The following is a 12,475-nucleotide window of genomic DNA, read 5'->3' on the forward strand; positions in this document are numbered from 1 at the left end:
CTTGCTGCGCTTTAGCGATACGGCGTTGAAAACCAGCTCAAAATGCTCATGTACCACTTGACCATTCCGCTTTTTCGCTCGTTTTCGCCTTGTCTCGCCCTTGCTCGCGAGACTTTGAACAGCCTCTTAGCGCCTGTTCAAAAGCCGTCGTCATGCGGCTGCTTATTGTACCAATCTAGACGGCTGGGGGAATCCTTGCTCGCATGTCCTGCGACATTTGCACAAGTGGGCGCTAGCCCAGGCCGGGGCAGAGAGGTCATCCAGTTTGGTTTGAGTATTAAATGCTTGCTCAATCTATCGTTGCGGCAGGCACTGGGCATGGTGCAGAGCCTGCTGAAATTGGCCGAGCTAGACTGGGCAGTACCGGATCACACCACCGTTTGCCGCCGCCAGCACATCTTGGCAAGACGCCGCTGTTCTACGCGGCGGAGGCGCGCAATGCGCCGGCGGCGAAGTTGCTGCTGGAGCATGGCGCGGATGTGAATGTGTCAACGCGCTTTTCGCAGATGTCGCTACTGATGGCGGCGGTGTTGAGCGGTGTGCCGCAGATGGTGGCCGACCTGATCAAGCACGGCGCTTCGCTGGAGGACAGGGATAAGTACGATCAGTCGGCGCGGGACTATGTGGCCAAGCTGCCCAAGGCCCAGCGGCCGGCTATGCTGCGGGCGCTGGGCCGGGCGTGAAGTCCTGTTCAAAGCCCGTTGCGCGTCGTGAGGCGTGACGGAGTGAGTGCCGTACTTTGAACAGGCTTTTGGCCGCGCTTAGTTAAAGCCGGTCAGCCGTTTGAAATTGATCTGGCGCGAATCGCGGTGAGACTTGAACCGGGAGCTCTTGCCGCGCCGGAGAAAGGCTTCGGCCTGCGGCAGCGGGGCGAGGCTATCCTGTTCCAGCTTGGGCGCGGCGTGTTCGGAGATGCCATGTTCGGGCGCGTGGCTGCGAAGATAGTCGCAGCGGGCTTGTTCCAGCGTGTCGCGCAGCGTCAGCGGGCTGAGCTGTTGCAGTCTGTTGGAGAGCTGGGCGGCACAGTGTTCCACCAGTTGTTTCAACGCCGCCTGATGCTGCGGGTTTTTGTCATTCAGCCCGGCCTTGGTGCTGATGGCCCTGAGGTGGTTGTTGAGCAGGCTGGGGCCGGCTTGTTTGCGAAAGTGCTCCGCTTGGCTGGGGAAGCGCGCGGCGGCGGTATCAATGATGAAGGCACGGTAATGTTTGGCCTGTTCCGCCAAGCGGCTGCTGGGCGCTTGGGGCAGGCATTGCTTGACGGTGGCCTCGGCGCTGTTGTCGATATGATCGTGCACCATGGAGGTGTAGTAGTTGCGCAGCAGATTGTGAGCGTCTTCCTGTGTTCGGCTGGCCAGCCACAGGCTGAACTGGCGCTGCGATTGCGCCAGAGCGGCTTGTAGTGTGTCCGGAGCCAGGCGGCGCAGCGCATCGGCCGGTTGCGCGTCGCGCGGGGTGGCGCGGCCGACGCTGGACGGTCGCTCGCTATTATTGGCCGCGCTGCGTATGTCTGCGGCCAGCGCGGTTTGCGGCGGGGTGTCCGGGTCGGCGCAGCCGCGCGGGTGGATGCGGCTGAGCATGTCGTTGGTTATTTTCATTGGGCGCTCCTGAGCAAGGGAGGCGGCGTCAGGCGCCGCCGTGGTTGGGATGCGGCGCAGTGTGCCCAAGCCTGGGAATGCTCAATATAAAGAATTGGTCATGTCAACCGCATGGCGTCACAGCAGCATCACCAGTTTATACTCTGGCGCCTGGGCCAGTTTGAGGGTGATTTGCTGGTGTTCGATGCGGCCGGCGCTGGGGTGGTGGAACACGCGGCTGCCGCCTTCGCGGCCTTGCACGTCTTGTTGCTGCCAGTATTGGCGGAATTCCGGGCTTTTCGTTTCCAGTTCCGCAATCATCCCGGCCACGGCGGGCTGGTTCAGCCGCGGACTGAGGTCGGCGCGCAGTTCTGCGACGATGCGGCCGGCGCGTTCCTCCCACTGATCGATGAAGCTGCGCGCTTCCGGCGCCAGGAAGATGAAGTCCAGCAGGCTGCGGCTGGCGTCCGGCCGGCCCAGCCAGTCCCGGAACAGCCTCTGTGCCGGGGGGTTCCAGGCCACGGCGCGCCATTCGGCGTCCAGCACGTAGGCGGGGGAATCGATATGGGCGGTGGCTTGTTTCAACAGGGCTTTGGCCTGTTCGGACGGGCCGCGCCATTCCGGCTCCGGGTCTTTGAGCCCCGCCAGATTGAACAGGTAGTCGCGCTCGGCGGCGGTGAGGCGCAGCGCCTCGGCCAGACGGGCCAGGGTGGGCGCGGACACGGATTGGGTGCGGCCCTGTTCTATCCAGGTCAGCCAGGTGGTGCTGATGTCGCACAAGGCGGCCACTTCTTCGCGGCGCAGGCCTTTGGCGCGGCGGCGCTGGCCGGGCGGCAGGCCGGCTTGTTCCGGGCTCAGGCGCTCGCGGTGGGCGCGGATGAATTGGCCCAGCGGCGCGCTGTCTTTGCTGGCGGTCATGGGGTAGGGCTATGGGTATTAGTATCGCTACTAGTATAAGCAACTGGCTTGTTGCCGGGAAAGTTTGGCTCCAAGATAAGCCCACGGAGCAGAGCCTTGTGACCGGCGCGCGGAAACCCGCGGCGTCGGCGGCAGTCTCAAGTTGAATAACCGGATTCGAGCAAACACCATGACCGCACAAACCTTGTACGACAAATTATGGAATAGCCACGTGGTGCGCCAGGAAGCGGACGGCACGGCTTTGCTGTACATCGACCGACACCTGGTGCACGAGGTGACCAGCCCGCAGGCGTTCGAGGGGCTGAAGCTGGCGGGCCGCCCGCTGTGGCGCGTGGATTCGGTGGTGTCCACAGCGGACCACAACACGCCCACTGATCATTGGGACGAGGGTATCAAGGACCCGATTTCGCGCCAGCAGGTGGAAACCCTGGACGCCAATATCAAGGCCTTCGGCGCGCTGGCGTATTTCCCGTTCAAGGACAAGGGTCAGGGCATCGTGCACGTGATGGGGCCGGAGCAGGGCGCCACGCTGCCGGGCATGACGGTGGTGTGCGGCGACAGCCACACTTCCACCCACGGCGCTTTCGCCGCGCTGGCCCACGGTATCGGCACGTCCGAGGTGGAGCATGTGATGGCCACCCAGTGCCTGGTGGCCAAGAAGTCCAAGAATATGCTGGTGCGGGTGGACGGCCAACTGGGCCGCGGCATCACCGGCAAGGATGTGGCGCTGGCCATCATCGGCAAGATCGGCACCGCCGGCGGCACCGGTTACGCGATCGAGTTCGCCGGCGAGGCCATCGAGAGCCTGTCTATGGAAGGCCGGATGAGCTTGTGCAATATGGCGATTGAGGCCGGCGCGCGTTCGGGCATGGTGGCGGTGGATCAGAAGACCATCGATTATGTAAAAGGCCGGCCGTTCGCGCCCAAGGGCGAGCATTGGGAGCGAGCGGTGGCGTATTGGCGCACTTTGCGTTCCGATCCGGGCGCCGTGTTTGACGCGGAAGTGGTGTTGCGCGCCGAGGACATCCGGCCGCAGGTGACCTGGGGCACCTCGCCGGAAATGGTGGTGGATATCGACGGCGCGGTACCGGACCCGGCGCGGGAAAGCGATCCGGTCAAGAAAAGCGGCATTGAGCGCGCGCTCAGCTATATGGGCTTGCAGGCCAATACTCCCATTCACGACATCGCGGTGGACATTGTCTTCATCGGCTCCTGTACCAATAGCCGCATCGAGGATTTGCGCGAGGCCGCCAGCGTGGCCAAGGGCCGCCATAAGGCCGCCAACGTGAAGCAGGTGCTGGTGGTGCCGGGCTCCGGCCTGGTGAAGGCGCAGGCGGAGGCCGAGGGGCTGGACCAGGTATTCCTGGCCGCCGGCTTCGAGTGGCGCGAGCCGGGCTGCTCGATGTGCCTGGCGATGAACGCGGACCGTCTGCAGCCTGGCGAACGCTGCGCGTCCACGTCCAACCGCAATTTCGAGGGTCGTCAGGGGCAGGGCGGCCGTACGCATCTGGTCAGTCCGGCGATGGCGGCGGCAGCCGCCGTCACCGGTCATTTCGTCGATGTGCGTTCGTTGTAACCGTTCCAAGGAGAGAATCATGCAAAAACTGCTGTTGTTGGTACTGGCCGCGCTGACCCTGAGCGCTTGCAATACGGTGAAGGGCGTGGGCCAAGACGTGTCCAAGGGCGGGCAGGCGATTGAAAATGCCGCCAAGGACGTGTCCAACAAAATGTGATGCGGCGGTCCGCCCCCGGCGTCCGCCGGGGCGGTCGTCTCCTCGCACTCTCTAATGAAGGCGGGCGCTAGCGCCCGGAAACGGCATTGACGATGAAAGCATTTACCACCTTGACCGGTTTGGTCTGTCCCTTGGATCGCGCCAATGTGGATACCGACGCCATCATTCCCAAGCAGTTCTTGAAATCGATCAAGCGCTCCGGCTTTGGTCCCAATCTGTTCGACGAATGGCGTTACCTGGATCACGGCGAGCCGGGCATGGACAACAGCAAGCGGCCGCTGAACCCGGACTTCGTACTCAATCAGCCGCGCTATCAAGGCGCGCAGGTGTTGCTGGCGCGCGAGAACTTCGGCTGCGGTTCCAGCCGCGAGCACGCGCCGTGGGCGCTGGACGACCAGGGCTTCCGCGTGGTGATCGCGCCCAGTTTCGCCGACATCTTCTTCAACAACTGCTACAAAAACGGCCTGCTGCCCATCGTGCTGGCGGCGGACGCGGTGGATCAGCTGTTCCGAGAATGCGCGGCCGCCGAAGGCTATCGGTTGACGGTGGATCTGGCGGCGCAAACGGTGACGACGCCGGCCGGGCGGGTGTTTGGCTTCGATATCACCGAGCATCGCAAGCACTGCCTGCTGGGCGGCCTGGACGAGATTGGCCTTACCCTGCAGCACGCGGATGAAATCAAGGCTTTCGAAGCCAAGCGCCGCAGCGAACAGCCGTGGCTGTTCGCCTGAGCAAAGGAGGCTGAGTGAACACGCCACAGCAGGGCGGCCACGGGCATAAACAGCATGTGGAGCAGCAGTTCGGCGGCCAGGCCGCCGCCTATTTGAGCAGCCAAGTGCATGCGGAGGGCGCGGAGTTCGCCGAGCTGCGCCAGGCCGTGGCGGAGCATGGCGCGGCGCGGGTATTGGACCTGGGCTGCGGCGCCGGCCATGTGGGTTTTCAGGTGGCGGAGGCGGCGCGGGAGGTCGTGGCTTACGATCTGTCGGCCGCCATGTTGGAAGTGGTGACGGCGGAAGCGGCCCGGCGCGGTCTGGACAATCTGAGCACGCGCCAGGGTTCGGCGGAGCGTCTGCCTTTCGCCGACGGCGACTTCGACTTGGTGTTCAGCCGTTATTCCGCCCATCACTGGGGTGATGTGGGCCTGGCTCTGCGCGAGGCGCGGAGGGTATTGAAGCCGGGCGGCCGATTAGCGCTGATAGATGTGATGTCGCCGGGCCTGCCCTTGCTGGATACGCACTTGCAGGCTGTGGAAGTGTTGCGGGATTCTAGCCATGTGCGTAATTACAGCGGCGGAGAATGGTTGACGATGCTGGCTGAGGCCGGCTTCGTGGTGGACAGCCTGCGCCGTCAGCGGCTGCGACTGGCCTTCGACGCCTGGACCGCGCGCATGCGCACGCCGCCGGAGATGGCCGCGGCCGTTCGCCTGCTGCAACAGCGCATGGGCAGCGAGGTGCGCGATTACTTCGCCATCGAGGCGGACGGCAGTTTCAGTTCCGACGTGATGGTGTTGTGGGCCAGAACATGAACGCCGTCCGCGGCGATGGCCGGCGCGGCGCGATGGCCTGGTTGCATCGCCACCCCTGCTGGGCCTTCGCGCTGCTGGGCTTGAGCTTTCTGGTGTTCGGCGCGGGCACGGTCAATCTGGCCCTGTTGTTGCAATTGAATTTCAAGCTGTGGCTGGACGCCGGTTGGCAGGCGGCGATGGACGGCGCGCTGCGCCAGTTGCTGGAACTGCTGGTGTCCGGCTATGCCGCGATGGCGGCTTATATCATATTCAAATGTTGCGAGCGGGCGCTGGTGGAGCGGCTGACCCGGCGCGGTCCTCAAGACTGAAAAGGAAAACAGTATGAAAATCGCCATTCTGCCGGGTGACGGCATCGGTCCGGAAATCATCGCTCAGGCTCAGCGCGTGCTGGAAGTCTTGCGCAAGGACGGCCTGCCGATCGAAACCGAGCAGGCCCCGCTGGGCGGCGCCGGCTACGACGCTTTTGGCCAGCCTTATCCCGAGTTCACCCAGAAGCTGTGTCGCGAATCCGACGCGGTGCTGCTGGGCGCGGTGGGCGGCCCGGCCTACGACAAGCTGGAGCGTCCGTTGCGGCCGGAGCGCGGCTTGCTGGCCATCCGCAAGGATTTGAACCTGTTCGCCAATCTGCGGCCGGCCATCCTGTACCCGGAGCTGGCCAACGCTTCCACGCTGAAGCCGGAAGTGGTGTCCGGTCTGGACATCATGATTGTGCGGGAACTGACCGGCGACATTTACTTCGGGCAGCCGCGCGGCATCGCCGTCAACGAACTGGGCGAGCGCGAGGCCTACAACACCATGCGCTACAGCGAGGGCGAAGTGCGCCGCATCGCCCACGTCGCTTTCGGCATCGCGATGAAGCGCAACAAGCGCTTGTGCTCGGTGGACAAGGCCAATGTGCTGGAAACCACCGAGTTCTGGAAAGAGGTGATGATAGACGTGGCCAAGGAGTATCCGCAGGTGGAGTTGTCCCACATGTATGTGGACAACGCGGCGATGCAGCTGGTGCGCAACCCCAAGCAGTTCGATGTGATGGTGACCGGCAATATCTTCGGCGACATCCTGTCGGACGAGGCCTCGATGCTGACGGGTTCCATCGGCATGCTGCCGTCGGCCTCGCTGGATGAAAACAATAAGGGTCTGTACGAGCCCTCGCATGGCTCCGCGCCGGATATCGCCGGCCAGAACCTTGCCAACCCGCTGGCCACCATCCTGTCCGCGGCGATGATGCTGCGCTACACCTTTGGTCTGGAAGACGCGGCGCAGCGGGTGGAGAACGCGGTGAAGGCCGTGTTGGCGCGCGGCCTGCGCACCGCGGACATTTACGAGGCCGGTTGCGAAAAAGTCAGCTGCTCGGCGATGGGAGATGCGGTGGTGTCGGCGCTCTGAGACCGGACGGTACGCCCGGTTTTCGCGGGGCGAACCGTCTGTTCTGATTTGAATACAATAAAAATGAAATACCCCATTGCTTGGTGCTTTATCGCGCTGCACAATGGGGTGACAACATTACAGCCGCCCGCCGCATAGGCGGGCGCGACGATTTGACAGACAGATACCAGGAGAAACCCCAGTGAGAGTAGGTTTTGTAGGTTGGCGCGGCATGGTGGGTTCCGTGCTGATGCAGCGCATGCGCGAAGAGAACGATTTTGCGGTGATTGCCGAGCCGGTGTTCTTCACCACCTCCAATGTGGGCGGCAAGGCCCCCGACATCGGCCGCGACACCCCGGTGCTGAAAGACGCGAAGGACATCGCCGAACTCAAATCCATGGATGTGATCGTCACCTGCCAGGGCGGCGATTACACCAATGAAGTCTATCCGCAGCTGCGCGCCGCCGGCTGGAACGGCTACTGGGTGGATGCGGCTTCCGCGCTGCGCATGGAAGACAACGCCATCATCATCCTGGACCCGGTCAATAAAGCGGTGATAGAGCAGGGCTTGGCGCGCGGCGTCAAGGACTACGTCGGCGGCAACTGTACCGTGTCGCTGATGCTGATGGCCTTGGGCGGCTTGTTCCAGAACGATTTGGTGGAGTGGGCCACTTCCATGACCTACCAGGCCGCCTCCGGCGCCGGCGCGCAGAATATGCGCGAACTGCTGTCCGGCATGGGGGCGATCAACGCCCAGGTGTCCGGCCTGCTGGCGGACCCGGCTTCCGCCATTCTCGATATTGACCGCAAAGTGTCGGACTTCCTGCGCGCGGACGATTTTCCCTGCCAGAATTTTGGCGTGCCGCTGGCCGGCAGCCTGATTCCGTGGATAGACAAGGATCTGGGCAACGGCCAGTCCAAGGAAGAATGGAAAGGCGGCGTGGAAACCAACAAGATACTGGGCCGCTCCGCCAATCCAGTGCCGGTGGACGGTTTGTGCGTGCGCGTGGGCGCGATGCGCTGCCACAGCCAGGCATTGACCATCAAGCTCAAGCGCGATGTGCCCTTGGACGAGATCGAAGCCATGCTGGCCGCGGCGAATCCGTGGGCCAAGGTGGTTCCCAACACCCGCGAGGCCTCGATGGCCGAGCTGACCCCGGCGGCGGTGACCGGCACGCTGGCCACGCCGGTGGGCCGCCTGCGCAAGATGGCGATGGGCGGCGAATACCTGTCCGCGTTCACCGTGGGCGATCAACTGCTGTGGGGCGCGGCGGAGCCGCTGCGCCGCATGTTGCGTATCCTGATCGAGCGTTGACAGGGTAGAATGGCGGCAGCCTGGGGGCCGCGTTGGCGGGCTCCTACTGCCGGGCCGCTCTTACGAGTCTGTTCATCGCCTGCTGCGTGTCGGCGATACGGCGTTAAAAACAAGCTCAAAATGCTCATGTACCACATGACCATTCCGCTTTTTCGCTTGTTTTCGCCTTGTCTCGCTCTTGCTCGCGAGACTTTGAACAAACTTTTAGAAGCGCGGCCGAGTTGAAAAGGGCACCTAGGTGCTCTTTTTTGCGTGCGGTATTCTGTTTGCAATGATTGATTGAGAAAGTAAAGCGATGTCGAACTCTATTCAGCTCGCCGTAGTCGGCGCCACCGGCCTGGTGGGCCAGGCGGTACTGGAACTGCTGGCCCAGCGCCAGTTGCCCGTGGGCCGGGTTTTTGCCGTGGACACGGCGGACAAGGAAGGCGAAACCGCCGCCTATGGCAACCTGGAACTGGATGTGCATCCGATCGACGGTTTTGCCTTCGAAAACGTGGCGCTGGCCATCTTCGCCGCCGGCAGCGAACTGGCGCGCGAGTACGCGCCGCTAGCGCGCGCGGCTGGCGCAGCGGTGGTGGATTTCAGCTCCGCCTTCCGCGAGGACGACAGTGTGCCGCTGGTGATTCCCGCCATCAACGGCGCCTTGCTGGCGGACGCCGGCGAAGCCGCGCTCGCCTCCGTGCCCAATTGCACGGTGACGCCGCTGGCGCTGGCGCTGGCGGCGCTGCGCCCGCTGGGCTTGCAGCGCGTGTCGGTGGCCACTTATCAATCGGTGTCCGGCAGCGGCCAGGCGGCAATGGAAGAGCTGGCGGATCAAACCACGGCGCTGTTCTCCCAGCGCGAGACCGAAAGCCGGGTTTACGACAAGCGCATCGCTTTTAACGTGCTGCCGCAGATCGGCGCGCTGGACGCGGACGGCACCTCCGAAGAAGAGCGCTCGGTGGAGCGCGAACTGACGCGGCTGTTGGCGTTGCCGCAATTGCAAGTGGAAGCCACCTGCGTGCGGGTGCCGGTGTTTTTCGGCCACGCGTGGGCGGTGAATGCGGCATTCGAACATGAATTTGACATGGAGCAAGCGCGTAAGCGTCTGCTTGCGGCAGGCTTGCAAGTGGTGGCCGCTGACAAGTTGGGCGGTTATGTGACGCCAATGGAAGCTACCGGCAATGAAGCGGTGTGGGTCAGCCGTCTGCGCGGCAAGGGCCGGACGCTGAGCTTCTGGCTGGCCGCCGACAATGTGAAGGCGGGCGCGGCGCTCAATTGCGTGAATATCGCCGAAACGCTGTTGAAGCAGAATGGTTTGATCTGATTTAAGCGGTTTGGCCGAAGCCGCGCATGGCGCGGGCAGAGGGCGGCATTCGCGAGAGTGCCGCCCTGTTTCATGGCGGAGTCGAAAAACGCGCGCAAACGGCGTCATTATGAAATCTAGCTAAAAACTGCGGCAGGGCCTAAGATTGCAACAGTTACCGTCTGCGCCCGCTGGGCCAGCGCAAATAAAATCAAGATAAACCGTGCCGGAAGGTTGACAGTGACACATCAGGCAAAAATCAGAATTGGCGTTCTGGCGGTGGCTTTGGCCTGCTCCGCCAGCGCCTGGGCAGGGCTGGGGAAAATCAACGTCAGGTCCAATCTGGGCGAGCCGTTCCGCGCCGATATCGAATTGACCGGGGTAAGAGCGGCGGAGTTGGAGAGCGCCAGGATAGGGCTGGCCGGGGCGGATACGTTTCAGGACTTGAACGTTGATTACGCCACTGTGCTCAATATGCTGCGCTTCAGCGTGGCGCCCAGCTCGCGCGGCGCGATGATACGCATCAGTTCTTCCGGACCCATCAACGATCCCTATCTGCGTTTCGTGGTGGAAGCCAAGACTTCATCGGGACGCGCGGTGCGCGAATACACGGTGTTGTTGGATCCCAGCAACTACTCGATGGCTTCTCCGTCCGCCAACATCGTGCAGGACGTGCCCAGTTACGCCGACAGCAATCTGTCCAGCCGCTATCGCGGCAACGCCGCGCCCATCGCGCGGCCGCAGCCAGGCATTCTCAAAGTGAAGTCCGGTTCCACCCTGCGCGGCCTGGCCGGCAAGGTGCGGCCGCGCGGCGCCACGCTGGACCAGACCATGGCCGCTTTGGCACAGGCCAATCCGGACGCCTTCGTCGATGGCGACGTCAGCCGTCTCAAACTGGGCGCGGTGCTGAAAGTGCCCGCCAGCCGCAAGATCAAGTCCCTGAGCGCCGCTCAGGTGGCCAGCATTCTAGGCAGTCAGCCCGCGGCTCCGGCTGCCGAAGACAAAGCCAAAGCAGGCTCGGATGTGCTGAAGCTGGTGCCGGTGCCCAGCGAGCCGGGCGGCGGCAAGCTGACCGAACTTGAGCAGCAGGTGGCTGCGCGCGAGCAAGCGCTGAAGAGCGCGGAGGCGCGCATCAGCGCGCTGGAAGAGCAATTGAAGGCCCTGCAGGCGGGCAAGCCCTGGCCGCCCATGACTAATTCCAGCTCCAGTTCCGCTCCGGCCGCGACGGCGGCGGAACCCGTCGCCGCCAGCGCTCCCGCGCACGCCGCCAGCGCGCCGGCTCCGGCTCCTGCGGCCAAGCCCGCTCCGGCGGAACACAAGCCCGCGGCCAAGCCGGCGGCTCCGCCTCCGCCGCCGGAGCCGTCGTTGCTGGATAAGGTGATCGATCATTTGCCGCTAGTGGGCGGCGGCGTGGCCGGCCTGGGCCTCTTGGGCGCGTTGGGCCTGTTGCTGGCGCGTCGGCGCAAGGGCGGCAAGCCCTTGTCGCTGTCCGCCAACAATACCAGCGCCGCCTTGAGCCGCGGCGCGTCTTCCGGCATGGAACCGCCGTCGGTGGGCGGCGGCCACTCCTTCATGAGCAATTTCACCCAGGCGGCCGGCGCCATCGACGCGGCCGAGGTTGATCCTGTAGCGGAAGCCGAGGTGTATATCGCCTACGGCCGCGATGTGCAGGCAGAGGACATCCTCAAGGACGCGCTGGCCAAAGACCCGTCGCGCCAAGAGGTGAGGCTGAAGCTGATGGAGATCTACGCGGCGCGTCCTGACGTCGCCAGCTTTGAAAAACTGGCGCGGGAAATGCACGCCACCTTCGACGGCCATGGACCGATCTGGGCCAAGGCCGCGGCGATGGGCCGTTCCATAGACCCGACCAACTCGCTCTATCTGTCCGACGGCGAGGGCGAGGACATCGAAGCCGCGCCCGCGCCGGTGTCTAGTCCGGGCGGCATCGATCTGGATAAGGAGCTGTTCGGCGAGCCTGAGGCAACGCCGCCGGCTGCCGCCCCTGAACCCGTCGCCGCGCCGGAAGCAGCGGTTCCCGCGGATGATCCGCTGGCGGCGCTCTTTGCCGAGCCTCAGCCCGAAGAGGCGGAGAAGCCGGAAGAAGCCAATCTGCTCAATTTCGATCTGGACGCGGAGCTGACGACGCCCGCGGAGCCCAAGCCGGAGGCGACTCCCGCGGCCGCGGCGCCGGCGGAAAACAATTTGCTGGACTTCGACTTCAATCTGGAGGGCATGGCGGCGGAAACGCCGGCCGCCGCCGAAGCGCCAGTTGCGTCAGCGGCCCCAGCGGCCGCGTCCGCGGGTTTCGAATCCCTGTACGAAGACATGCTGGCGGAGACGCCGGCCGCAGAGGCGGAAGCGCCGGCGGCGGCGCAGGCCGAAGGCATGTCGGTGCTGGACGATCCGCTGGCCACCAAGTTGGATCTGGCTAAGGTCTACCTGGACATGGGCGACCGCGACGGCGCCAAAGAAGTGTTGCAGGATTTGATCGCCGAGGCGCAAGGGCCGCTCAAGGCGGAGGCCGAGGCCTTGCTGGCAACGATTAGCGCTTGAGATAGAGGCGACGGCGATGCGCGGCGGGACGGGGCAACTCCTCCCGCCGTTTGACGATCCGGCTCCATCACGTGGTTTGAGGCGAATGGCATGAAAATGTGTGGCTTTTTTGGCCATTACCTGGATGCAATGAGGCAAGGATGCTCGATTTATCCTCGCTAAGTGGCTGTTGTGTTGTTTCGTTGCAATAATTAAAACGTTATAAGA

Annotated in this window: 12 protein-coding genes and 1 pseudogene; 11 read left to right on the plus strand and 2 right to left on the minus strand. The window is 63.8% G+C overall.

From position 1 onward, the window contains the following. Nucleotides 1-231: 231 nt before the first annotated feature. A pseudogene (locus tag BR71_RS23935) lies at nt 232-402 on the plus strand (transposase); the annotation flags it as partial. Next, nucleotides 381-683, plus strand: a complete 303-nt coding sequence (locus tag BR71_RS24530; protein WP_052370901.1) for an ankyrin repeat domain-containing protein — start codon at nt 381-383, stop codon at nt 681-683. The pseudogene BR71_RS23935 and the gene BR71_RS24530, both read left to right, overlap by 22 nt. 78 nt (nt 684-761) lie before the next feature. Here BR71_RS24530 and BR71_RS19785 read toward each other — a convergent pair whose 3' ends face one another. Next, nucleotides 762-1,595 (minus strand): hypothetical protein, encoded by an 834-nt coding sequence (locus BR71_RS19785; RefSeq protein WP_043641500.1) that lies wholly within the window; start codon nt 1,593-1,595, stop codon nt 762-764. Nucleotides 1,596-1,712: 117 nt separating this feature from the next. Continuing rightward, nucleotides 1,713-2,492, minus strand: coding sequence for a helix-turn-helix transcriptional regulator (locus BR71_RS19790; protein ID WP_043641501.1), 780 nt, complete (start codon nt 2,490-2,492; stop codon nt 1,713-1,715). Between the two features lie 169 nt (nt 2,493-2,661). On the opposite strand from BR71_RS19790, the gene leuC reads away from it, so the two are divergent. The 9 genes from leuC (at nt 2,662) to BR71_RS19830 (ending at nt 12,268) form a co-directional block, all read left to right on the plus strand. Next, nucleotides 2,662-4,068 carry a 3-isopropylmalate dehydratase large subunit gene (gene leuC / locus BR71_RS19795; RefSeq protein WP_043641503.1) on the plus strand — a complete coding sequence of 469 codons (1,407 nt, stop codon included), beginning with the start codon at nt 2,662-2,664 and terminating at the stop codon, nt 4,066-4,068. Nucleotides 4,069-4,087: 19 nt separating this feature from the next. Then, nucleotides 4,088-4,225 (plus strand): entericidin A/B family lipoprotein, encoded by a 138-nt coding sequence (locus tag BR71_RS23940; RefSeq protein WP_081544472.1) that lies wholly within the window; start codon nt 4,088-4,090, stop codon nt 4,223-4,225. Between the two features lie 92 nt (nt 4,226-4,317). Beyond that, the gene (gene leuD, locus BR71_RS19800; protein ID WP_043641504.1) at nt 4,318-4,956 is read left to right on the plus strand and encodes a 3-isopropylmalate dehydratase small subunit; all 639 of its coding nucleotides are present in this window, start codon (nt 4,318-4,320) and stop codon (nt 4,954-4,956) included. Nucleotides 4,957-4,970: 14 nt separating this feature from the next. After that, nucleotides 4,971-5,750 carry a class I SAM-dependent methyltransferase gene (locus BR71_RS19805; RefSeq protein WP_043641506.1) on the plus strand — a complete coding sequence of 260 codons (780 nt, stop codon included), beginning with the start codon at nt 4,971-4,973 and terminating at the stop codon, nt 5,748-5,750. Beyond that, nucleotides 5,747-6,058 (plus strand): hypothetical protein, encoded by a 312-nt coding sequence (locus tag BR71_RS19810; protein ID WP_043641507.1) that lies wholly within the window; start codon nt 5,747-5,749, stop codon nt 6,056-6,058. Before BR71_RS19805 ends, BR71_RS19810 begins: the two co-directional genes overlap by 4 nt. A gap of 13 nt (nt 6,059-6,071) precedes the next feature. Continuing rightward, complete coding sequence (gene leuB / locus BR71_RS19815; protein WP_043641509.1) at nt 6,072-7,136, plus strand: 3-isopropylmalate dehydrogenase; 1,065 nt, start codon at nt 6,072-6,074, stop codon at nt 7,134-7,136. Between the two features lie 181 nt (nt 7,137-7,317). Then, the gene (gene asd, locus BR71_RS19820; RefSeq protein WP_043641510.1) at nt 7,318-8,430 is read left to right on the plus strand and encodes an aspartate-semialdehyde dehydrogenase; all 1,113 of its coding nucleotides are present in this window, start codon (nt 7,318-7,320) and stop codon (nt 8,428-8,430) included. Between the two features lie 295 nt (nt 8,431-8,725). Further along, nucleotides 8,726-9,736 (plus strand): aspartate-semialdehyde dehydrogenase, encoded by a 1,011-nt coding sequence (locus tag BR71_RS19825; RefSeq protein ID WP_043641511.1) that lies wholly within the window; start codon nt 8,726-8,728, stop codon nt 9,734-9,736. 219 nt (nt 9,737-9,955) lie between these two features. Beyond that, nucleotides 9,956-12,268 (plus strand): motility hub landmark protein FimV, encoded by a 2,313-nt coding sequence (locus tag BR71_RS19830; protein WP_244269671.1) that lies wholly within the window; start codon nt 9,956-9,958, stop codon nt 12,266-12,268. Nucleotides 12,269-12,475 lie beyond the last annotated feature (207 nt).

The organism is Chromobacterium haemolyticum DSM 19808 (assembly GCF_000711885.1).
In the GTDB taxonomy this organism is placed as follows: Bacteria; Pseudomonadota; Gammaproteobacteria; order Burkholderiales; family Chromobacteriaceae; genus Chromobacterium; species Chromobacterium haemolyticum.

Bases quoted from the DNA above. Each gene is read 5' to 3' on its own strand.
- BR71_RS19785 (WP_043641500.1), bottom strand. From the start codon at position 1,595: ATGAAAATAACCAACGACATGCTCAGCCGCATCCACCCGCGCGGCTGC.
- BR71_RS19790 (WP_043641501.1), bottom strand. From the start codon at position 2,492: ATGACCGCCAGCAAAGACAGCGCGCCGCTGGGCCAATTCATCCGCGCC.
- leuC (WP_043641503.1), top strand. From the start codon at position 2,662: ATGACCGCACAAACCTTGTACGACAAATTATGGAATAGCCACGTGGTG.
- BR71_RS23940 (WP_081544472.1), top strand. From the start codon at position 4,088: ATGCAAAAACTGCTGTTGTTGGTACTGGCCGCGCTGACCCTGAGCGCT.
- leuD (WP_043641504.1), top strand. From the start codon at position 4,318: ATGAAAGCATTTACCACCTTGACCGGTTTGGTCTGTCCCTTGGATCGC.
- BR71_RS19810 (WP_043641507.1), top strand. From the start codon at position 5,747: ATGAACGCCGTCCGCGGCGATGGCCGGCGCGGCGCGATGGCCTGGTTG.
- leuB (WP_043641509.1), top strand. From the start codon at position 6,072: ATGAAAATCGCCATTCTGCCGGGTGACGGCATCGGTCCGGAAATCATC.
- BR71_RS19825 (WP_043641511.1), top strand. From the start codon at position 8,726: ATGTCGAACTCTATTCAGCTCGCCGTAGTCGGCGCCACCGGCCTGGTG.